The following is a 21,857-nucleotide window of genomic DNA, read 5'->3' as shown; positions in this document are numbered from 1 at the left end:
TACAATTCTAGCCCTTGCGATGGTCCCGCCGTCGCATCGCCCGTTCGCCATCCCCACGGAGAGCCCCATGGCCATCACCCTGCCCGCCCTGCCCTACGCCCGCGACGCCCTCGCCCCGCACATCTCGGCCGAGACGATCGACTTCCACTACGGCAAGCACCACCAGACCTACGTGGACAACCTCAACAAGCAGATCGCCGGCACGGAGTTCGAAGCCCTCGACCTCGAGGCCATCATCCGCAAGTCGCAGGGCGGCATGTTCAACAACGCCGCGCAGGTGTGGAACCACACCTTCTACTGGAACTGCCTGAAGCCTGCCGGTGGTGGCGAGCCCAAGGGCAAGCTGGCCGAGGCCATCAACGCGGCCTTCGGCTCGTTCGCGGCCTTCAAGGAACAGTTCACCCAGACCGCACTCACCACCTTCGGCTCGGGTTGGGCCTGGCTGGTGCAGCGTCCGGACGGCACGCTGGCCCTGGTCTCGACCTCGAACGCGGCCACCCCGCTGACGGGCAACGACACCGCGCTGCTGACCTGCGACGTGTGGGAGCACGCCTACTACGTCGACTACCGCAACGCCCGCGCCAAGTACGTCGAGGCGTTCTGGAACCTCGTCAACTGGGACTTCGTCGCCAGCCAGATGCGCTGATGGCGGAAGCGCTGCTCTCGATCGAATCGCTGGCCGCCGCCCACGGCGGCCGGCGCGTTTTCGGGGGCGTGTCGTTCGAACTGGCGCGCGGCGGCATCGCCGCGCTCCTCGGGCCCTCGGGCACCGGCAAGACCACCTTGTTGCGCGTGATCGCCGGCCTGCACGCGGCCGAAGCGGGCGTGGTGCGCCTTCGCGGCACCGACGCCGCCGGCCTCAAGCCGGAGAAGCGCGGCGTCGGCTTCGTGTTCCAGGACCTCGCGCTGTTTCCCCACCTCGACGTGGCGGGGAACGTGGGCTTCGGCCTCTCAGCGTGGCCTCGGGCAGAGCGCGAGGCCCGCGTAGCCGATCTGCTGGCGCGCACTGGCCTCGATGGCCTCGGCGCGCGCCATCCCCATGAACTCTCCGGAGGGCAACAGCAGCGCGTAGCCCTGGCCCGCTCGCTGGCGCCGAAACCCGACCTGCTGCTGCTCGACGAACCGCTCTCCAGCCTCGACGCCGATCTGCGCCCGAAGCTGCGCGATGAACTCCGGGCGCTCCTGAAGTCGGAAGGCACGGCGGCGCTGCTCGTCACGCACGACCAGGACGAAGCCTTCGCCTTCGCCGACACCGTAGGCGTGATGCTCGACGGCCGGCTGGCGCAATGGTCGCCGGGCTACGAGCTCTACCACCGTCCGGCCAGCGCCGAGGTGGCCCGTTTCGTCGGCGACGGCCGCCTGTTGCCGGTGCGCTGGCTCGACGCGGACCGCGTGGACTCCCCGTTCGGCCCGCTGGCCGTGCCGCGCCCCGCTGATGCCCTGCCCGTCGATGCTGGCCGCGAAGGCCTGCTGCTTCTGCGTCCGGACGATGTCCTCGTCGGCGAGGGCGACACGCCGGCCGTGGTCGTCGACATCACCTTCCACGGCGCGGACTCGCTCCATCGCCTGCGCCTCGACGACGGCACCGAGCTCAGCGCCCTCGCGCCCAGCCACCGCCGCTTCGCCATCGGCGAGCGCGTCCAGGTGCGCCCGGACCTCGCCCACGTGGTGGTGTTCCCGCGCTGACGGCGGGCGCGCGTCGCCGCGCCGCTACAGCCAGCCTTTCTGCCGCGCGAGCCGATGCGCTTCGACGCGGTTCGCGGCGCCGAGCTTGCCGATCGCCTCGCTGAGGTAGTTGCGCACGGTGCCGTTCGAGAGGTGCAGCTTCTCGGCGATGTCCTGCGAGCTGAGGCCGTCACCCGCAAGGCGCAACACGGCGCGTTCGCGGTCGGTCAGCGGATCCACCTCTTCGCGCCAGGCGTCAACGGCAAGCTCGGGCGCGATGGCGCGGCCGCCGCGATGGACGTCGCGCAGTGCCTGCGCCAGCTTGTCGACGGGCGCGTCCTTCAGCAGGTAGCCACGCACGCCGGCGTCGAGCGCGCGGCGCAGGTAGCCGCCGCGGGCGAAGGTAGTGACGATGACGACGCGGGTGGCGAGCTTCGCCTCCTGCACCTTGGCGGCGAGGTCGAGGCCGGTGAGGCCGGGCATCTCGATGTCGGTGAGCAGCAGGTCGGGCTGGTGCTGCTGCACGGCCTTCCACGCACTGTCGCCATCGCCGGCCTCGGCGACGACGTCGATATCGGATTCAAGGGCGAGCAGGCCGGCCAGGGCGCCGCGCAGCAGGGCTTGGTCTTCGGCGAGGACGATGCGGATCATCCCGCGACGCTAGCTTCGACGACCGGTCCCGTCCAGCGGCAACAGCAGGCGGAGACGCGTGCCGGCACCCACGGCGCTATCGACCATGAGCTGCCCGCCGAGGGCCTCGACGCGCTCGCGCATGCCGGAGAGCCCGTTGCCCGGCGTCCCCACCGTTCCCGCGCCGTCGTCCTGCACTTCGAGCTCGATGGCGCGCCCCTGCCGGCGGATCTGCACCTGTACCTGCCCGGCACGGGCATGCCGCAGCACGTTGGTAATGGCTTCGCGCAGGCCCATGGCCAGCGCGTTCTCCTGCGCGGCCTCGAGCGGCGGCAGCGGATCGACCTGCGCCTCGAACCCGAGGCCCGCCCCCACCGCGGCCAGTCGAGCGCTGACGAGTTCGTTCGCGAGCTCCGCCGAGCGCATGCCGCTCACGGCCTCGCGCACCTGCTTCAGGGCGTCGCGCGCCACCTGCTCCACTTCGCCGATGTGCGTCGCAGCGGCGGAACCGTCGCGCTCGGCCAGCTTGCGGGCCAGCTCGCTTTTCAGCGCGATGACGCTGAGCGTGTGGCCGAGGAGGTCGTGCAGGTCGCGGGCGATGCGCTCGCGCTCGGCGACGCGGGCGAGGCGGTCGACCTCAGCCTGCGTCAGCCGCAGGCGCTCGTTGCGCTGCATCTCGCGCTTGCCGAGGATGGCACCGGCCAGCACCGCACCGCCGATCAGTCCCGGCGCGACGAGGAAGGGCATCGGCATCGCAAGCACCCACAACCAGCCGGCGTAGACGGCGAGCAGGGTAAGGGCGAACCCAACGGCCACCCGCCAGCGCTGCGAAAACCCCAGCGAGGCGAAGGCGTAGATGAGCAGCGTGTTGCCCCCGGGGTTCCAGGGCGTGAGCGCGAAGCCCGTGGCCGCCATGGCCAGCGCCGCCAGCAGCCCCATGCGACCCTCGAAGAGGAAACTCTTCCAGTAGATCGGCAGGAACACCGCCAGCGCTGCGAAAGTGAGGCCGACGGCGAGCGGCAGGTCCTCGCCCACCCAGACCAGCGGCAGGAAGACGAAGATCAGGTAGACGAGGTTCAGGCGCCGCCACGCGCGCTGCGACGCATCGCCGGGCTCCGCCGCCATGGCGGCGCGGAGCGTGGCCGTCGGCGCGGCGGCGTTGGGATCGCGGGCGGTGGCTTCAGGCGATGAGGTGCGCATGGCGGCCAGTCTAGCGGGCGCGCCGACGCTGCACGGCCAGCGCCAGCGCGATGAAGAGCACACCCGAACCGACGAGTGCGGCGATGCCCAGCGGCACGTTCGCGCCACGCAGGCCAACGATGGTGAGGGCGAGATCGCCGAGGTGGAAGGCGGGCAGCACCAGGGCGAAGCGCTGCATCACCTCGGGGAACATCGTGATCGGGAACCACAGGCCGGAGAGCACCGACATTGGCAGGTACACGAGGTTCACCACGGCGACGGCCCCGCGCGCGGGCACCAGCGAACCGATCAGCAGCCCCATCGCGCAGAACGGCAAGGCCCCGAGCGTCAGCGTCACCCACAGCAGCAGCCATCGCCACGCCTCCAGCCTGACGCCGCCGGCCAACGCCGCGAGGGCGCTGAGCGCCAGCACCACGGCGAGCGCGAACACCATGCTGGTAAGCACGCGGGCGATGAAGTGCACCGCCATCGGCATGGGCGACACGCGCTTCAGGCGCAGCCAGCCCATCTCCTCGTCGAGGGCCAGACCAACGCCGAATCCGAACAGCGCCGGCCCGATCACGGCGAAGGCGCCGTAGGTGGCAAGCAGGTAGTGCGCCGGCGCGGCGTTCCCGGTCTTCGATGGCAGCAGCAGGCCGAACAGCGCATAGAACATCAGCGGGAACAGCAACGTCGGCACGCTGAAAGCCGGCAGGCGCCAGACCTGCAACAGCGCGTGCCCGGTCTCGATGGCCTGAAGGCGAAACAGCGATGTGGCCTGCGCGCTCATGCGGCACTCCGATGGGTGAGTTCGAGGAGGCTGTCCTCGAGGCTGGCAGGAACCACCTGAAAATCGGCCAGCGTTGGATCGCGGCGCAGCAGCGCACGGATCGCCGCATCGGCATCGCTGCAGCGCAGGACGAGCCGCTCCCCTTCGCGGTGCGCCTCGCTGACCCCGGGGAGCATCCGCACCTCGTCGAGACCGAGGGCACTGCGGCAGCGTACGCGCGTGCCGCCGCTGCGTGCCTTCAGCTGCATCGGCGTGCCTTCCGCGACCGTGCGGCCGGCATGCATCACCACCACGCGATCGGCCAGGGCATCAGCCTCTTCAAGGTAGTGGGTGGTCAGCACGAGGGCCGCCCCTTCGAGCCGCAACCCGCGCAGCACGGCCCAGAAGGCGCGCCGCGCTTCAACGTCGAGGCCGGTGGTGGGCTCATCGACGAGCACGATGCGCGGCCGCCCGCAGATGGCCAGCGCGAACTGCACGCGGCGCTGCTGGCCGCCGGAAAGGGCGCCGTAGGGCCGCCGCTCCAGTCCGTGGAGGCCGGCCAAGGCCAGCGTTTCCGCTTCGGGACGGGCGCTCGGGTAAGCCGCACTGAACTGGCGGACCAGTTCGCCCACGCGCAGGGTCTCGGGCAAGCGGGCTTCCTGAAGCATCACGCCCAGCGCACGGCGGGACGAGGCCGCCCGAGGATCCCCGCCGCACAGCTCGACGCGGCCCTGCTGCGGCCGAAGCAGGCCGGTGAGCAAACCGAGCGCGGTCGTCTTGCCGGCACCGTTCGCACCGAGCAGGGCCAGGACTTCCCCGGAATGGATGTCGAGGTCGACGCCATCCAGCGCCACGAGACCGCCGTAGCGGTGGGTGACGCCCTCAAGGCGCGCGACGATGGGAGATGGGGTTGCGGTCATAGGGTCCTCCGTGACGACAGCCTCGCCGCGTTCACGCTGCGCGCGCAGTCGCGGGCGTCAGCTGAATGCCCTGACATCTGTCATCCCGCTGGCTGTAACGCGGGCGCCTTGGCTTTCGAATCCACGTTCGGCCCCTCTTGCTCCGGATCACCATGAACACCGCCTCCACCACCCGCCTCACCCTTGCCGCCCTGCTCGCCGGCGCCCTCGCCGCCTGCGGCCAGGCCCCCGTCACGCCCGCGCTCGCCAGCGCAATGGCGCCGAAGCCGGACGTCCCGCGCGAGCATCTCGACGCCGTGGTGCTGGGCATGGGCTGCTTCTGGGGTGCGGAACGCCGGATGGGCGCGCTGCCGGGCGTCATCGACGTCGAAAGCGGCTATGCCAACGGCGAGGTGCCGGGCACCTACAGCGACGTGCTGAACACCGAACGCGCGCGGAAACTCGGGCTCACCGAGAAGCGCAACCACGCCGAGGTGGTGAAGGTTGTCTTTGACACGCGCGCCACCACGCTCGCCGCCGTGCTCGCCGGCTTCTGGGAGAACCACGACCCCACGCAAGGCGATCGCCAGGGCAACGACATGGGCAGCAACTACCGGAGCGCGATCTACACGCATGGCGACGCCCAGCTGCGGATCGCGCAGGCCACGAAGACGGCGTTCCAGACGGCGCTGGCGGCCGAGGGCTACGGCACCATCACCACGGAGATCCAGCCGCTCACGCGCTACATCGCCGCGGAGGACTACCACCAGGACTACCTGGTGAAGAACCCGGACGGCTACTGCGGCCTCGGCGGCACCGGAGTGAAGTTCCCGGCCGCGGCGCTGGCCCGTCTTGGCGCAGCGGTTCCGGCGGCGAGCGCTCCTTCCGACGCGAACGATGCGCGGCCCACACGCCTCGTCGGCGCCAACCTCGACGCCACGCGCCAGCTGGTCGTATTCGAAGCCGCCGACTGCGCCTTCTGCGCGAAGTTCCGCGCCGAGATCAGCGACGGCTGGCAGTCGCCGGTGCCGATCGTGCACACGCTCGACCCCCGCGAGCCCGACGGCTGGGCGCTGGAGAAGCCCCTCTTCGCCACGCCCACCATCGTCCTCTTTGAGAGCGGCAAAGAGGTCTCGCGCTACACCGGATACAACGGCGACAAGGCCCGGTTCTGGCAATGGCTCGGCTTCCGCCTGCTGACGGAGGAGCAGCGTCGTATCGCTTTCGAGAGCGGCACCGAGCGGCCGTTCACCGGCTCGCATCTCGACGAAACCCGGCCCGGCACCTTCGTCGATCCGATCACCGGCGCACCGCTGTTCCGCACTGACACCAAGTTCGAGAGCGGCACCGGCTGGCCCAGTTTCTTCCAGCCGCTGCCCGGCGCCGTGACCTATCACGGCGACCTCAGCCTCGCCGGCGTGATGACGGAAGTGCGCAGCGCCAGCTCGGGCATCCATCTCGGGCATGTGTTCCACGACGGCCCACCGCCCACCGGCAAGCGCTACTGCATCAACGGCAACGTGCTGAAGTTCGTGCCCGACGAGGACGTCGCCACCGAGACCAGCACCGCGGCGGAGCCTGTGACAGGCGTTTGAAACACCGGGGGTTACGGGCATTCGGGCCCGGTGCTAGCATCGGACCCAAGTTGTTGTTCCCAAAGAGAAAAACAGCGCCTCGCACCGCCGCGGCGCTGTTTTCTTTTCACCGACCGGAGTTTCCATGAGCCTCGCCGCCCGCCTTCATCCGCTTCGCGCCCACGCTGGCCACGTCCGCACCACCGGCCTCGCCGACGACGTGATCGAGCGCTTCGGCGCCACGCACCCGCAGCTCGGCGCCGCGATCGATGCGGCGCTCGAGGCCTTCGAGGCCATCAAGGCCGAGTTCCCCGAACTGCTGGAACTCGACGAAGCCGAGCAGATGCGCATCGCCCAGGCCGGCTTCTTGAACTTCTACCCGGACGACGCGGTGAACCCGTACATCGCGGTCGCCGCGCGCGGCCCGTGGGTGGTCACGCTCAAGGGTGCGGTGGTCTACGACTGCGGCGGCTACGGCATGCTCGGCTTCGGCCACACGCCCTTCGCCGTGCTCTCGGCCATGGCCAAGCCGCAGGTGATGGCGAACATCATGACGCCCAGCCTCTCCCACCTGCGCCTTGACCGCGCCCTGCGCGCCGAGATCGGCCACACCCGCGGCGGCTGCCCCTACACCAAGTTCCTCGCGCTGAATTCCGGCTCGGAGTCGGTCTCGCTCGCCGGCCGTATCGCGGACGTCAACACGAAGCTCCACACGGACGCGGGCGGCCGCCACGCCGGCAAGCGCGTGAAGCGCCTCGCGGTGAAGGGCGCCTTCCACGGCCGCACCGAGCTGCCGGCGCTGTACTCGGATTCCAGCCGCAAGACCTACGCCCAGCACCTCGCCAGCCACAAGCACCACGCCGACCAGCTCATCACCATCGAGCCCTACTCGATCGATGCGCTGCGCCAAGCCTTCGCCGATGCCGAGGCCAATGGCTGGTACTTCGAAGCCATGTTCATCGAGCCGGTGATGGGCGAAGGCGACCCGGGCCGCGCGCTGCCGCCGGCCTTCTACGCCGAGGCCCGCCGCCTGACCAAGGAACACGGCACCCTGCTGCTGGTGGACAGCATCCAGGCGGGTATCCGCGCCCACGGCGTGCTTTCGATCGTCGACTATCCGGGCTTCGAAGGCCTCGAGGCGCCGGACATGGAGACCTATTCCAAGGCTCTCAACGCCGCGCAGTTCCCGATGTCGATCCTCGCCGTCACCGAGCGCACCGCCGGCCTCTACCGCCGCGGCACCTACGGCAACACGATGACCGCGAACCCGCGCGCGATGGACACCGCCACCGCGACGCTGTCGCTGCTGACGCCGGAGCTGCGCGCCAACATCCGTGCCCGCGGCGCCGAGTTCCTCGCGAAGCTCGAAGCCCTGAAGGCCGAACTGCCGCACGGCACGATCACCAAGGTGCAGGGCACCGGCCTGCTGTTCTCCTGCGAGATCGCCACGCACTTCAAGTGCTACGGCACGACCAGCACCGAGGAGTTCATCCGCGAGAAGGGGGTCAACGTGATCCACGGCGGCGTGAACTCCCTGCGCTTCACCCCGGTGTTCGGCATCTCCAGCGCCGAGTCCGACCTGATCGTCGATGCCGTGCGCCAGGCCCTGCTGCACGGGCCGCGCCTGGCCGAGGCCGAAGCCGCCTGACCACGGCGCCACGCCGAAGGGCGTGACGCAGGACGCGGATTGACCGGATGCAACGCCCCGCCCCCGCGGGGCGTCTTGCTTTCAGGAGGGAAGCGTTCATCATCCGCGCATCGATCCTGCCGGCCCACCGATGCCCCGAACGCTCCGCCACGGATGGACCCTCGGCCTGCTGCTTGCGTCGGCAACCGCGTGGGCTTCCGATGGCCCCGCTCAACCGCAGGCCGCCGCCTTCGACGCCGCGTTCGCCAAGGCGTTGCGCGAGGGCATGGGCACGACGCCGGCGGAGGGCACGGCCGCCGTCGAAGCACTGCGGGCCACCTTGCCCGCCAACGACGCGTTGCGGAGCCACCGTTTCGATGCGATGGCCTGCGGTGCCGCACAGCGCGATCGCAAGGCCGCCCTCGCCAAGGCCGACACGCTCCTGGCCGCCGAACAGGCGCGACCCTCGCCCGACCCCACCAGCCTCGCCCTGCTGTACGCCTGCCGCGCCGCCTACCTCGCGCTTGGCACGGACACGGCCATCGTGGAGAGCGCCTACGACGCCGCCGTGGAAGCGGCCGAACGCAGCAATGACCCGATGTTGCTCGGGCAGCTGCTCTCACTGCGCTCCAGTGCGCACTCCCTCTCGGGCGAATTCGCGAAGTCGTTGATCGATGCCTTGGCCGCCCAAGACGTGCTCGACGATTCGGGCGAGCCGTTCGCGATCGCCGCCAACCTGCAGAACGTGGGCATCGCCTACCGGCGCATGGGCGAGGCTGCGCGCGCGGAGGAGTACCTGCGACGCAGCCTCGAGGACGAGGAGATCCGCGCGCGCTGGGCGTACCAGATGGTCTCCCTGCTGCAGCTCGGCTACCTCTACGACGAGAGCGGGCGATATGACGAGGCGCGGCGCATGCTCGCCGACGCCATCGAGCTGTGCCAACACCAAGAGAGCCATTCGGACTGCGGGTATGCCCGCGTGGGGCTCGCCGGGGTCGAGGTCAACGACGGCGCGCCGCGCCGCGCGCTGGCGGCGCTCGAACAGGCGGAAGCGGACTTCGCCGAGTCCGGTGACCCCGGAGATCCGACCATGGTGGCGCTGGTGCGTGGGCAAGCGATGGCCCGGCTCGGCCGGGATGCGGAAGCCCTGGCCCTGCTCGACCGGGCGGTCGCGACATGGACCACGGAAGGCAACGACCGCTACCTCGCCTTCGCGCTCCCCGAGCGCGCGCGGCTGCTGGAACGACTCGGACGCGAAGCCGACGCCGTCGCCGACCTGCGGCGTTTCATCGAATCGCACGCCAACGACGATCGCCTGCGCGCGGAGCAGCGCACCGACTTCATGCGCGAGCAGTTCGACGCGTCGCGGCGCGAGGTCGAGAACGCCGAACTGAAGGCCCGCGAAGCCCTGCGACTGCAGGAAATCGAAGGCCTCAACGCCGCACGCCGCTGGCAGTGGACCGCGATCTCGCTGGCCGTGGTGCTGGTGATCGTCCTGCTCGTCGTGGTGGCACGCCAGATCGCCAAGGCCCGCCGACTGCGCCTGCTGGCGATGACCGACCCGCTCACCGGGCTCGCCAACCGCCGCCATACCGACTACCGCGGCAGCGAGGCCTTCAAGATGGCCCGGCTCACCGCCCAACCGTTCTGCGTGCTCGCCATCGACATCGACCACTTCAAGGCGGTCAATGACACGCACGGGCACGCGGTCGGCGACACCGTGCTGCAGCGCGTGGGCCGCGAATGCCAGCGCACGCTGCGCAAGCTCGACCTCATGGGCCGGATCGGTGGCGAGGAGTTCACCGGCCTGCTGCCGGAAACGGCCGAGCCGGCCGCGCGGCAGGTGGCCGAGCGCCTTCGTACCGGTGTCGAGTCCTTGGATCTCGACGACGTGGTTCCCGGCCTGCGTGTCACCATTTCGATCGGCGTGGCGCAGATGCGCGACGCGGATCCGGATTTCGCCGGTGTGTTGGCCCGCGCCGATGCGGCGATGTATCGCGCCAAGCAAGGCGGCCGGAATCGCGTCGTTTCAGACGAAACGGCTTGACGCCGCCTTGACAAAGGCAACGGCGGCGGGTTCAAGTGGGGCCATGCGCCACGACCTGCTCACGCTCACCGTCACGACGACCGCCCTCGGCGGCGTTATCGGTATTCGCGTGCCGGTCGCGGGTGTCACCACCACGACCGGCACCTCGAAAGGGCCGGGGTGGCCGAACTGATCCACCACCCCGCGCCGGTCACGGACGCGGGGTTTCCCATCCAAGACCGGCCTCCTCCCAGGAGTCGCCTTCATGGATGCCGCCCCTCTCGCTGATGCCCCCGCCGACGCCCACTGGTCGGCGACGCTCGCGCCTGACGCCCACAAATTCGGCGGTGCCGCGCTGTCCGACGCCGCCGGCTTCCGTCGCGCCGCCGCGCTGCTGAAGTCGGGTGCACCGCGCCCGCAGCTCGCCATCGTCTCGGCCACCTTCGGCACCACCGACCGTCTGGTCGCCGCGCTGAAGAGTGCGCAGGCCGGCCGCGACCACGCGGACCTGCCCTTCCTGCTTGCGGCGCACCGCGCGCTGCTTGCGCCCCTCGGCCTCGCGGGCGATCTGCTCGACGCCGACTTCGCCGAACTCGAAGCCGACCTCGCGCACTTGCGCGCCGGCCGCGCCGATGCCGGACAGGCCGCACGTATCAGCGGCGCCGGTGAGGTGTGGTCGAGCCGATTGCTTGCCGCCGTGTTGGGGCGCGACTGGGCGTGGCTGGATGCGCGTCGCCTGCTGGTCGTGACCCATGGCGAGCTTGGCGCCCGCCTCGACGAACCGGCGACGAAGGCCGCGCTGGCGGATTGGCGCCGCGCGCACCCGCAAGCCAGCCTCGTCGCCACCGGTTTCCTTGCGCGACTCGCCGACGGCACCGCGACCACGCTTGGGCGCAACGGCAGCGATTACTCGGCGGCGCTGTTCTCGGCGCTGTTCAAGGCGCGGGAACTCACGATCTGGAAGGAAGTGGACGGCCTGATGTCGGCCGATCCGCGGCTGGAACCCGAGGCCGTGGTTCTGCCCGAGCTGAGCTACGCGGAAGCCATGGAGCTCGCCTACTTCGGCACCAAGGCCCTGCATCCGCAGTCACTGGCCCCGGCGATGGCGGCCGGCATCGCGCTCAACGTGCGCGACGTGCGTCAGCCCGAGAAGCCCGGCACCCGCGTGGTGGCTAACCCCGCGCCGTCGGCGAACCCGGTCAAGGGGCTCTCGCTGGTGCGCGGGCTTGCGGCGCTGGAGCTGCAGGGCTCGGGCCTGATGGGCGTTCCCGGCAGCGCCGAGCGCTTCTTCGCCGCGCTGCATCGCGCCGGAGTCTCGGTGGTGATGATCACCCAGGCCTCGAGCGAGCATTCGATCTGCGCGCTGGTGCGCCGCGAACAGGCCGAGGCCGGCCTCGCCGCCGCGCGCGCGGAGTTCGCCGACGAGATCGCCGGCGGCCACGTGCAGGGCATCGCGCTGGAGCATGACCTCGCCGTGCTGGCGGCCGTCGGCGACGGGATGATCGGCACGCCCGGCATCGTCGCGCGGCTCTCCGGCGCGATCGCCAAGGCCGGCATCAGCCTGCGGGCCATCGCGCAGGGCTCGAGTGAGCGCAATGTCTCGCTGGCGGTCCGCGAAGCCGACGCCGAACGCGCGCTGCGCGTGGCGCACACGGCGTTCTGGCTCAGCGCGCAAACGGTGTCGATCGGCCTGATCGGCCCCGGCAACGTCGGCGGCGCCCTGCTTCGGCAGATCCTCGAAGCGCAGCCGCGCCTGAAGCGCGAGCGCCAGCTCGATCTGCGCATCCGCGTGGTGGCGAACTCGCGGAAGATGCTGCGTTCCGACACCACGCTGGCCTCGCTCGACCTCGAACGCGGCGAGGCGCTCGACCTCGACGCCTTCGCGAAGCACGTGAAGAGCGAGCACATCCCGCACGCGCTGATCGTCGACTGCTCGGGCCGCGCCGACATGGCCGAGCGCTACGAGGGCTGGCTGGCGCAGGGCATCCACGTGGTGACGCCCTCGAAGCACGCCGGCAGCGGTGATTCCGAACGGCTGGCCGCGCTGCATCGCGCCGGTGCGAAATCCGGCGCGCGCTTCCGCTACGAGGCCACGGTCGGCGCCGGCCTGCCGGTGGTGATGACGCTGCGCAACCTCATCGACACCGGCGACGTGCCGCGCAGCATCGCCGGCCTGTTCTCCGGAACGCTCGCCTGGCTGTTCAACCACTACGACGGTTCGCGGCCGTTCTCCGAATTGCTGGCCGAGGCCCGCGCCGCCGGCTACACGGAGCCCGATCCGCGCGACGACCTCTCGGGCACCGACGTGGCGCGCAAGGCGGTCATCCTGGCCCGTGAAGCGGGCTGGCCGCTGTCGCTCGACCAGGTCGAGGTCGAGAACCTCGTGCCCTCGCAACTGCGCGACGTGCCGCTGCCCGAGTTCCTGCAGCGTCTCGGCGAGTTCGATGCGCCGATGGCCGAGCGCCTCGCGGCGGCAAAGGCGCAGGGCCAGGTGCTGCGCTACCTCGCCGAAGTGGACGCCAGCGGCACCGCCACCGTCGCGCTGCGCGCCGTCGAGGCCATGCATCCGGCGGCCTCCGCCCAAGGCACCGACAACCTGTTCGCCTTCCACACGGCGCGTTACCACACGCGTCCGCTGGTGGTGAAAGGCCCGGGCGCCGGCCCGGACGTGACGGCCGCGGGCGTGTTCGGCGACATCCTCGCGATCGCCGCACATCTCGGGGCGAAGCTGTGACGCGTCGCGAAGCAACGGCCTTCGCGCCGGCCAGCAGTGCCAATCTGTGTTCGGGGTTCGATCTGCTGGGGCACAGCCTCGAAGGCTGGCGCGACCACGCGACGGTCCGGCGCATCGACGCGCCCGAGGTGCGCATCGAAGGCATCGAAGGCGTGGTCACCGCACTCCCGGCGCGCGCCGAGGACAACACCGCCGGCGCCGCGCTGATCGCGATGCGCAAAGCGCTGGCGCTGCCCTTCGGCTTCGCCGTGCGGCTGCGCAAAGGCATTCCGTTGGGTTCGGGGCTGGGCGGCTCGGCGGCATCCGCCGTCGCGGCCGTGGTCGCCGCGAACGCCCTGCTCGACGCGCCGCTGCCCGCGGAGGCGCTCTACCCCTTCGCACTGGACGGCGAAGCCGTGGCTAGCGGCAGCCGGCACGGCGACAACATCGCCCCCGCGCTGTTGGGCGGCCTCGTCGCGGCCTTCGACCCCGCGCGCGCGCCGCCGGTGCGGCTGCGGGCACCCGACTGGCTGTTCACCGCCGTGGTGCATCCGGCCGTCGTGTTGGAAACGCGCGTGGCCCGCGCCGCCTTGGCCGAGCCTTACCCGATCCAGAGCATCGTCAAGCAGACGCACCATCTCGCCGCGCTACTGCTCGGTCTCGAACGCGACGACGAGGCGCTGGTCCGCCAAGGGCTCGACGATGTGCTCGTGGAACCCCGGCGCGCCGCGCTGATCCCCGGCTTCGCCGCAGTGAAGCGCGCAGCGCTGGACGCCGGCGCGCTCGGCAGCAGCATCTCCGGTGCCGGCCCCAGCGTGTTCGGCTGGTTCCGCGGCCGTTCGGCCGCCGAAGCCGGCGGCGCCGCCATGCAGCGCGCCTTCGCCGATGCCGGCCTCGCCACCTCCCTTCTTGTGTCACCCGTGGCCGGACCCGCCGCGGGCCTTGTCGATTCCCAGGACTGACCGATGCGTTTCGTTTCCACCCGCGGGGCCTCGCCCGCCCTGCCCTTCGGCGCCGCGCTCGGCGCCGGCCTCGCCCCCGATGGCGGCCTCTATGTGCCCGAGCGCCTGCCGCGCCTCGATGCCCGCGACATCGAGGCGATTCCCGACGGGCGCCTTGCGGACACGCTCGCCGCGCTGTTGCGGCCGCTGCTCGGCAACGACCCGCTCGCCGCGCGCCTCGATGCACTGTGCGCGGAAGCGGCGAGCTTCGAGGTGCCGCTCTTTCCGCTGCGCGGCAGCGGCGACCACCTGCTGGAGCTCTTCCACGGCCCGACGGCCGCGTTCAAGGACCTGGCAGCGCGCTTCCTCGCGGCATCGCTCTCGTCGTTGCGCGCGCCGGACGCGCCGATACAGACCGTTCTCGTCGCGACCTCGGGCGACACCGGCGCCGCAGTCGGCGCGGCCTTCCACGGCCGCGAAGGCTTCCGCGTGCTGATCCTCTACCCGGACGGCAAGGTCTCGCCGGCACAAGCACATTCGCTCGGCGCGTTCGGCGGCAACGTGCGCGCGCTGCGCGTGGCGGGCAGCTTCGACGACTGCCAGCGGCTGGCGAAGCAGGCGCTGGGCGATGCCGCGCTGCGTGCCGAGGTGCCGTTGCTCACCGCGAACTCGATCAGCCTCGGCCGCCTGCTGCCGCAGATGGGCTACTACGCCATGCACGCGCTGCGCTTCCAGCGCCGCCACGGCAGGCCGCTGGGCTTCATCGTGCCGAGCGGCAACCTGGGCAATGCCGTGGCCGCACTGATCGCCCGCTCGATGGGCCTGCCGATCGGCGAGGTGGTGCTGGCGACCAACGCGAACCCGACGCTCTCGGAGTTCTTCGACGGCGCGCCGTACCGCGGCCGCGATGCGATCCCGACACTGGCGAACGCGATGGACGTCGGTGCACCGAGCAATGTCGAGCGCCTGTTCTGGCTGGCCGGCGGGGACGAAGCCGCGGCGCGCTCGCTCATCCGCGTGCAGCGCGTCGACGACGCGCGCATCCGCGCGACGGTGGCCGCGGCCGAAGCCCGGCACGGCGTCGCGCCCTGCCCGCACACCGCCTGTGGCCTCGCGGTGCTCGAAGACCTCCGCGCTGCCGGCGACACCCGCGACTGGGCCGTGGCCGCCACCGCGCACGCGAGCAAGTTCCTCGACGTCGTGGGCCCGCTGCTGTCGAGCGCGCCCGCCGTGCCGCCCGCGTTCGCGGCGCTGCTCGCGCAACCGGCGCAAGCGGACGCGATGGCGGTCGACAGCGAGGCGCTGGCGGCGATTCTTCGCGCGGAGTGGTCGGCGTCCTGAGGCACACTCTGGCGCCCTCCCCCACGTACGCCCTGTCATGTCCTACGTTCGCTGCCTGCGTGGCCTTGCTTCCGGAATCGAGTACTCCGCTGATGTGCCGATGAATCTCGACCCGGCCGATGGTCGGCCGGTCGAGATGGTGCTCGACATCGAGCGCCTCGCCCGCGAGAAACCCGATGCCGCGTGGTACGACCCGCGCCGCAATGACCTGTGGCGCTTCGGCGGCCTGCTCGCCCTCGACATCTCCGATCCGAACGATGCCGCACACATCGTCGCGCTCGGCGAAGGCCACACGCCCGAGCTCGACTACCGCGACCACGCGGTGGCCAAGGCCGCGGGCCTGTCGCTGTGGTTGAAGGACGAAGGCCAGCACTGGCCCGGCTTCGGCGGCAACCCGACGCGCAGCTTCAAGGACCGCGGCATGGCCATGGCCGTCGCGCAAGCGCGCCGTCTGGGCCTGAAGAAACTCGCTGTGCCCACGCAGGGCAACGCGGGTGATGCGCTGGTGCGCTACGCGCTGGCCGGCGGACTCGACGTCGTGGTGGCGATGCCCGAAGACACGCCGCTGCCGATCATGGGCAGCGTGGCCGTGGCGGCGAAGAAGCACCCGGGCCGCGTCACGCTCGAACTGGTCGGCCCGACCATCCGCGAGGCCGGTGCGTTCCTGAAAGAGCGCTACATCCCGGAGGGCTGGTTCTCGGTGGCCACCTTCCAGGAGCCGGGCTGGCGCATCGAAGGCAAGAAGACCCTCGGCCTCGAGATGGCGGAACCCAAGGACGACAGCACGCGCTGGTCGCTGCCTGATGCCGTGATCTACCCCACCGGCGGCGGCACCGGGGTACTCGGCATGTGGAAGGCTTGGGACGAACTCGAAGCGCTCGGCCTCATCGACGCCAAGCGCCCACGCATGTACTGCGTGCAGAGCGAGGCCACCACGCCGCTCGTGCGCGCGTTCGACGCGGGCGCCGACGACACCACGGCCCTGCCCGCCGGCAAGACGATCTCGACGGGCTTGAACGTGCCCGGCGGCGTCGGGCATTTCCGAGTGCTGCAGATCATCCGCGCCAGTGGCGGTGCAGCCATTGCGGTATCCGAAGCCGAGACTGCCGACGAGCTGCAGCGCGTATGGCGCGAGCGCCAGCATTGGATCAGCCCCGAGGGCGCGGCCTGCCTCGCGGCCCTGCCTCAGCTGCTCGATCGCGGCCTGCTGAAGCGCGGCGAGCGCGTGGTCGCTGTCAACACGGGGTCACTGGAGAAGTACCTCTCCGACCTGCGCGGGATCCTCGGCGCCTGAGCGGCGGCGTTCGAAGAGCACCCACGCCAGCGTCAGCCCGCCGAGCAGCCAGCAGTAATGAAGGCTGCCAGCGAGATCCAGCGGCGAGATACCGCCCAGCGAGGCCGCCAGCAGGATCTGCGCGCCCCAAGGCAGCAGGCTCTGGGTGACGCAGGCGAAGATGTCGAGCAGGCTCGCTGCACGAGCCGGTGACACGCCGTGCTCGGCGGCGATGTCCTTGGCGATCGGCCCCGACAGCAGGATCGCCACCGTGTTGTTCGCGAGCAGCGCGTCGCTGCCGGCGACGAGGCCGGCGATGCCGAGCTGGCCCACGCGCGGGCCCTTGCGGCCACGCGCCAGCGCCTCGATGCGGGCGACGAACCACGCGAAGCCGCCGTCGGCGCGGATCAACGCGCCCAAGCCCGCGACGAACAGCGAGACCAGTACGGTGTCGGTGACCGACAGGAAGCCCTTGTGGACATCGGCAGTGAAGCCGAGCACGCCGTAGTCGGCGAAGCCGAGGCCGAAGGCGCCGGCCAGCAGCACGCCAATGGCCAGCACGGCCAGCACGTTCACGCCGAGCACGGCGAGCCCGAGCACCGCGACGTAGGGCAGCGCGAGCCACGCGCTCGGCGGGTCGGCGGGGGGCACGGGCTGCGCGTCACCGGCGAAGGCCAACAGCACGAGCGTGCCCAGCGCTGCGGGCACGGCGAACTTGAGGTTCTCGAGGAACTTGGCACGCACGGTGGTGCCCTGCGAGCGCGCGGCCGCGATGGCGGTGTCGGAGATCAGCGACAGGTTGTCGCCGCAGGTGGCACCGCTGAGCACGGCGCCGAGCACCAGGGCCTTGTCGAGCGAGGCGGCATCGGCCAGGCCCAGCGCGATCGGCGCCACGGCGGCGATCGTGCCCATCGAGGTGCCGAGCGCCAGCGCGATGGCCGTGGCCAGCAGGAAGATGCCCGGCAGGATCAGCGCCGCCGGGATCACCGACAGGCCCAAGGCGACCACGGCCTCGACACCGCCCGTGGCCCGGCTCACCGCGGTGAAGGCGCCGGAGAGCAGGAAGATCAGCAGCATCAGCTGCACGTCCTTGTCGCCCATGCCCGCCAAGAGCCGATCGAAAGCCGGCGCGCCGCGGCGATGCGCCAGCCACAGGGCCAGCGCCAAGGCCGGCACCAGGGCCACCGCGGCGGGAAGCTGGTAGAAGGCGTTGGCCTCGCCGAGCGCGGTCAGCGTGAAGCCGACGCCGCAGAACAAGGCGATGAACAGCAGCAGGGGCGAGAGGGCGAGGAAGGACGGCGGCGAGGCCGAGGGCGCGGTCGGGGACACGGAGGCTCCGGAAAAAGCGAAGCCTCGGCCGCCACGCGGTCCGGGGGAGAGGGGCGAGCGACGGCCGGGGCTTCGAAACGGGTTCGATCGGCCGCATCAGCGAAGGAACCGCCCAAAGGACGGTGGCGATGCGGCGATGGCCCTTATTCCACTCCGGACATCACGCGAGGGCAAAGGCGCCTGGCCCATGCCCTCATGCCATTCGGCGATCAGCTCGCTTGGACCGCGGCCCAATAGCCCCAGAGCAGCTGGCCTGAGAGCACCAGCAGCAGGATCCACGTGCCCAGCGTGCCCCAGAAGCGCCCGAAGCTCGTGCCTGCGGAACCCGAGAGGCCCACCGCGTGCAGCACGCGGGCGAGCACCAGCCCCGCGCCGCAAACGTGGACGAACACCACGCCAGCGCCGTTGTTCTCCGCCACCAGCAGCATCACCAGCATCAGGGGCACGTACTCGACGGCGTTGGCTTGGGCGCGAATGGCACGGGCGAGCCCGGCATCGCCGCCATCACCAATGCCCACCTTCAACCGACGGCGGAGGCCGACGATCCGGAACGACAGGGCGAGGATGAGTAGCGCACACAGGGCGGCGTAGAGGCCGGTGATCATCAGAGCAATCCTTCCTTCCAGGGGCCGGTGATGGCGACGGTGAAGCCCGGCGTGTAGACGTTGACGAACAGCCAGCGGCCGTCCGGGGAGAAACAGGCGCCGGCGAACTCGCTGTTGGAGTAGTCGCCGGTGAGCCCGTGGAAATTCTCGTAGATGCCGTTGTTCTCGGCGAACTGGAACAGCCCGCCCTCCGGTGTCAGCCCGAACAGCGACTGCGCCTCCTTGCGGTAGCTGTCCTGGCAGAGGATCAGGCCACCGCGCGGCGACATCGCCAGGTTGTCCGGGTAGTACAGGGTTTCCTGCGCCGGCGACTCGAACACCAGCTGCAGTTCGGAGGCCTTGGCGTCATAGGCCCAGACCTGCCCGCTGTTCGCGTCGCCACCGCTGGTCGACGTGAAATAGATCGTGTCGCCCTGTGCATAGCAGCCCTCCAGACGGATGAACGCGCTGCCGCCGTTCGCCAGGCCCTCGCGGACGTTGCCGTCCGTCTTGCCCGATGGCCCGATGCCACGCTCGGGATGCTCGATGGCCACCCACGTCGCCTTGAAGCGGTCGCCGTTGCGATGGCCCCGGCGCAGGTCGGCCGCACCTTCGGCCTTGAGCATCCACAGCGTGCCGCCACGGGCCAGTTCACCCTTCACCGTCGGGACGAAACGATAGAAGCCAGCAAACGGATCAGCATCCTCGGTCAGGTACACATCGCCACTCGCCTCGTGCACCGCCGCCGCCTCATGCACGCGCTGGCCCATCGCGACCAGCGGCTCGGCGTTCGAGGCGCGGTCGAACGGCACGTCGAACACGAAGCCGTGGGCGTGCTTCAGGTCGACCACGCGCTCATCGAACACGGCGCGGCCGCGGTCCAGCACCTGCTCCTCGCAGGACAGCCAGCTGTGCCAAGGCGTGATGCCGCCCGAGCAGTTGCGCAGCGTGCCGGACAGCGAAGCGCGGGATTCCAGCAATTCGCCCTTGTCGGCATCGAACACCATCGTGGTGGTGCCGCCGTCGACGTCCGGGTCGTAGGTCATCGGCGCGTCGCCGAAGGTGCCGCGATCACCGTCGCATTCGTGGTTGCGCACGAGGGTCAGCCGCGAACCGTCCGCATGCACGATGCCCATGCCGTCGTGGTGCGAAGGCGTCGGCCGTCCATCGCTCATCGGCGTGGTCGACCAGCCGAAGCTGCGGTAGCTGAAACCGGCCGGCAGCTTCAGCAACGGCAGGCCGGTCGTGGCATCAGCAACTGGGGACAGCGGGCCGAAGCCCGCGATACGCCCCGCCGGCAGGCCCGCATGGGCGAGCAGCCGGCCGAACGGCCAAAGCCCCAGCGCGGCAGCTCCGACGGTGGACGCGGAGAGCGCGAGGAAGCGACGGCGGGCGAGGACGGGATCGGGACGCATGGGTCAAGACTCGATGGGCGGAATCCGCAGTGGATCAGGGTTCGATGACGATCGACGTGGCGAGGATCTGCCACTCGCGACCGGCTTCGATGCCACCGCCGCTCTCTTCGTTGTAGTGCTGGGCCTGCTCGGCGCTGAGCTCGACCGGCTTCAGTTCGCCGAACACCACGGCGGTGCCGCTGGCGTCCTTCGGCAGGAAGAATTCGTGCCCGGTCTTCACCCGGATGCCCGTACCGCCGGCGTCGAGCATCACCCAGCAGCCCTTGGCCTGGCAGACCTGGGTGATGCGTCCGCTGAACTTCATCGTGTGGCCGCTGTGGTGCTCTGCGTGGGCGAGCAGCTCGGTGACCGGCATGGCGTCACCGTCGGGCATCGGCTGCCCGTAGGACGCGGCCGAGGCCAGCGGCGAAAGGGACAGCGAGAGCAGCAGCGCGGCGGCGAGGCGGAACGGAGCGGTGCGCATGGGGAATCCTTGGGTGGGAGGAACGGTCAATGGGGCAAAGGCGCGCCGGTGAGCACCGGGAGCTCGTCGCGGGTGCCGTAGCGGCCTTTGTCGTCGCGCGCCACGCGCGCCATGGCGCAGCCGTGGTCGTGGGTGAAGTAAAGCCGGACGTCGCGCTTCAGCATGTCGTCGAGGAAACCGCGCTTCTCGTCGATGAGCGTCTCGGGCGAACGGTCGTAGCCCATGGTCACCGGCAGGTGCACCCACGGCCGCCCGGGGATGAGGTCGGCGCAGAACACCACGCCACCCTGCCCGCCTTCGCCGACGATCTCGGCCAGCATCAGGCCCGGCGTGTGGCCATCGCTGTGGTGGAAGCGCACGGCGGCGCCGAGCGCACGGCTGTGGTCGCCCTCGACCACTTCGAGGCGGCCGCTGGCTTCGAGAAGGGCGCCGAGTTCCGGGATGAAGCTGGCGCGGTCGCGCGGATGCGGCGTCTTCGCCCGCGCCCAGTGCGCGGCGCCGACGACGAACGTCGCGTTCGGGAACAGCAGACGCGGCGGCTGGCCTTCGGCCCAGGGCGCCAGCAGGCCCCCGGCGTGGTCGAAGTGCAGGTGCGAGAGCACGACGACATCGACGTCCTCATGCGAGACGCCGGCCTCGGCCAGCGAATCCAGCAGCACATGCTGCGGTTCCACCACGCCGAAACGCTCGCGCATCTTCGGCTCGAAGAAGGCGCCGATGCCGGTTTCGAACAGTACGGTCTTGCCGGCGAGGCCCTTGGCCAGCAGCGCACGGCAGGCCAACGGGATGCGGTGCTGCTCGTCGGGCGCGATCCACTGCGACCACATCGCCCGCGGCACGTTGCCGAACATCGCGCCGCCGTCGAGGCGCTGCGAATTGCCGAGGATCGACCAAAGACGGATGCCGTTCGTCGCACTCACCGGAAGATGCCTCCGTCCTGCGTGCTGCCCTTGCCGACGGTCTTCCAGCGCGGGTCGGCGCCGGCTTCGACATCACCATCCGTGAGGTCCCAGGTCACGACCTGCATGTTCCCCCAGGTGCGCGGCTCTTCCTTGATGACGTGGCCGCGGCCCTCGAGGCCGGCACGAAGCTCCGGCGACAGCGCGTCCTTCTCGATCGAGACTTCATCAGGCAGGTACTGGTGGTGGACGCGCGGCTCGGCCGCAGCCTCGAGCGCCGAGGCACCGGCATCCAGCGCCAGCACGCCCTGGATCACCATACTGATGATGCGGCTGCCGCCCGGCGTACCGAGCACCGCGATCTGGTCGTCGCCCACGACGATCGTGGGCGTCATCGACGACAGCGGGCGCTTGCCCGGCGCGATGGCGTTGGCGTCGTCGCCGACGAGGCCGAAGGCGTTCGGCACGCCGGCCTTCACCGAGAAGTCGTCCATCTCGTTGTTGAGCAGGAAGCCGGTGCCCGGGATCAC

General features: G+C 70.7%; 20 protein-coding genes. 10 read left to right on the top strand and 10 right to left on the bottom strand.

Annotated features, from left to right (window positions below; translation table 11 throughout):
• The first annotated feature begins 67 nt into the window (after nt 1-67).
• Nucleotides 68-646: a superoxide dismutase gene (locus ACIQ6S_RS04525; protein ID WP_297867277.1), complete on the top strand. Its 579-nt coding sequence runs from the start codon at nt 68-70 to the stop codon at nt 644-646.
• Nucleotides 646-1,686: an ABC transporter ATP-binding protein gene (locus ACIQ6S_RS04520; RefSeq protein WP_397607316.1), complete on the top strand. Its 1,041-nt coding sequence runs from the start codon at nt 646-648 to the stop codon at nt 1,684-1,686. The genes ACIQ6S_RS04525 and ACIQ6S_RS04520 overlap by 1 nt, the downstream gene beginning before the upstream one ends.
• 24 nt (nt 1,687-1,710) lie before the next feature.
• Here the strand turns inward: ACIQ6S_RS04520 and ACIQ6S_RS04515 are convergent, their stop codons facing one another.
• The 4 genes from ACIQ6S_RS04515 to ACIQ6S_RS04500 are packed head-to-tail and all read right to left on the bottom strand — an operon-like array spanning nt 1,711 to nt 5,163.
• Nucleotides 1,711-2,316 (bottom strand): response regulator, encoded by a 606-nt coding sequence (locus ACIQ6S_RS04515; RefSeq protein WP_397607315.1) that lies wholly within the window; start codon nt 2,314-2,316, stop codon nt 1,711-1,713.
• Between the two features lie 9 nt (nt 2,317-2,325).
• On the bottom strand, nt 2,326-3,495 hold the full coding sequence (locus ACIQ6S_RS04510) for a sensor histidine kinase (RefSeq protein WP_397607314.1): 1,170 nt from the start codon (nt 3,493-3,495) through the stop codon (nt 2,326-2,328).
• 10 nt (nt 3,496-3,505) lie between these two features.
• Nucleotides 3,506-4,264 carry an ABC transporter permease gene (locus ACIQ6S_RS04505; RefSeq protein WP_397607313.1) on the bottom strand — a complete coding sequence of 253 codons (759 nt, stop codon included), beginning with the start codon at nt 4,262-4,264 and terminating at the stop codon, nt 3,506-3,508.
• Nucleotides 4,261-5,163, bottom strand: coding sequence for an ABC transporter ATP-binding protein (locus ACIQ6S_RS04500; RefSeq protein WP_397607312.1), 903 nt, complete (start codon nt 5,161-5,163; stop codon nt 4,261-4,263). The genes ACIQ6S_RS04505 and ACIQ6S_RS04500 overlap by 4 nt, the downstream gene beginning before the upstream one ends.
• A gap of 152 nt (nt 5,164-5,315) precedes the next feature.
• Between ACIQ6S_RS04500 and msrA the strand changes: the two genes are divergently transcribed.
• The 8 genes from msrA to ACIQ6S_RS04460 all read left to right on the top strand — a co-directional run bounded on the left by msrA (nt 5,316) and on the right by ACIQ6S_RS04460 (nt 16,658).
• Nucleotides 5,316-6,737 carry a peptide-methionine (S)-S-oxide reductase MsrA gene (gene msrA / locus ACIQ6S_RS04495; RefSeq protein ID WP_397607311.1) on the top strand — a complete coding sequence of 474 codons (1,422 nt, stop codon included), beginning with the start codon at nt 5,316-5,318 and terminating at the stop codon, nt 6,735-6,737.
• A gap of 124 nt (nt 6,738-6,861) precedes the next feature.
• Nucleotides 6,862-8,364 (top strand): aminotransferase class III-fold pyridoxal phosphate-dependent enzyme, encoded by a 1,503-nt coding sequence (locus tag ACIQ6S_RS04490; RefSeq protein WP_397607310.1) that lies wholly within the window; start codon nt 6,862-6,864, stop codon nt 8,362-8,364.
• Between the two features lie 130 nt (nt 8,365-8,494).
• A complete protein-coding gene (locus ACIQ6S_RS04485) occupies nt 8,495-10,390 on the top strand; it encodes a diguanylate cyclase (protein WP_397607309.1) in 1,896 nt (631 codons plus the stop codon).
• Between the two features lie 43 nt (nt 10,391-10,433).
• On the top strand, nt 10,434-10,562 hold the full coding sequence (locus ACIQ6S_RS04480; protein WP_397607308.1) for a hypothetical protein: 129 nt from the start codon (nt 10,434-10,436) through the stop codon (nt 10,560-10,562).
• Nucleotides 10,563-10,634: 72 nt separating this feature from the next.
• Nucleotides 10,635-13,103, top strand: a complete 2,469-nt coding sequence (thrA, locus tag ACIQ6S_RS04475) for a bifunctional aspartate kinase/homoserine dehydrogenase I (protein ID WP_397607307.1) — start codon at nt 10,635-10,637, stop codon at nt 13,101-13,103.
• Nucleotides 13,100-14,044 (top strand): homoserine kinase, encoded by a 945-nt coding sequence (locus tag ACIQ6S_RS04470; protein WP_397607306.1) that lies wholly within the window; start codon nt 13,100-13,102, stop codon nt 14,042-14,044. The genes thrA and ACIQ6S_RS04470 overlap by 4 nt, the downstream gene beginning before the upstream one ends.
• A gap of 3 nt (nt 14,045-14,047) precedes the next feature.
• Nucleotides 14,048-15,364, top strand: coding sequence for a threonine synthase (gene thrC, locus ACIQ6S_RS04465; RefSeq protein WP_397607305.1), 1,317 nt, complete (start codon nt 14,048-14,050; stop codon nt 15,362-15,364).
• Between the two features lie 37 nt (nt 15,365-15,401).
• Nucleotides 15,402-16,658: a threonine synthase gene (locus tag ACIQ6S_RS04460; protein WP_397607304.1), complete on the top strand. Its 1,257-nt coding sequence runs from the start codon at nt 15,402-15,404 to the stop codon at nt 16,656-16,658.
• Here ACIQ6S_RS04460 and ACIQ6S_RS04455 read toward each other — a convergent pair.
• From ACIQ6S_RS04455 to ACIQ6S_RS04430, 6 genes are all read right to left on the bottom strand, one after another.
• Nucleotides 16,611-17,966, bottom strand: a complete 1,356-nt coding sequence (locus tag ACIQ6S_RS04455; protein WP_397607303.1) for a Na+/H+ antiporter NhaC family protein — start codon at nt 17,964-17,966, stop codon at nt 16,611-16,613. The two genes, ACIQ6S_RS04460 and ACIQ6S_RS04455, sit on opposite strands and share 48 nt — an antisense overlap.
• A 209-nt stretch (nt 17,967-18,175) precedes the next feature.
• A complete protein-coding gene (locus tag ACIQ6S_RS04450) occupies nt 18,176-18,571 on the bottom strand; it encodes an MAPEG family protein (protein ID WP_298344862.1) in 396 nt (131 codons plus the stop codon).
• Nucleotides 18,571-19,965 (bottom strand): alkaline phosphatase PhoX, encoded by a 1,395-nt coding sequence (locus ACIQ6S_RS04445; RefSeq protein WP_397607302.1) that lies wholly within the window; start codon nt 19,963-19,965, stop codon nt 18,571-18,573. Before ACIQ6S_RS04445 ends, ACIQ6S_RS04450 begins: the two co-directional genes overlap by 1 nt.
• A gap of 34 nt (nt 19,966-19,999) precedes the next feature.
• Nucleotides 20,000-20,428: a DUF4920 domain-containing protein gene (locus tag ACIQ6S_RS04440; protein WP_397607301.1), complete on the bottom strand. Its 429-nt coding sequence runs from the start codon at nt 20,426-20,428 to the stop codon at nt 20,000-20,002.
• A gap of 26 nt (nt 20,429-20,454) precedes the next feature.
• On the bottom strand, nt 20,455-21,330 hold the full coding sequence (locus ACIQ6S_RS04435) for an MBL fold metallo-hydrolase (RefSeq protein ID WP_397607415.1): 876 nt from the start codon (nt 21,328-21,330) through the stop codon (nt 20,455-20,457).
• 14 nt (nt 21,331-21,344) lie between these two features.
• A partial coding sequence (locus tag ACIQ6S_RS04430; protein ID WP_397607300.1) for a gamma-glutamyltransferase occupies nt 21,345-21,857 on the bottom strand: 513 nt, incomplete at its 5' end.

Source organism: Silanimonas sp., assembly GCF_044377035.1.
Lineage (GTDB): Bacteria > Pseudomonadota > Gammaproteobacteria > Xanthomonadales > Xanthomonadaceae > Silanimonas.
The sequence above is the reverse complement of the archived record's forward strand: the minus strand, read 5'-3'. Positions and strand labels throughout refer to the sequence as shown.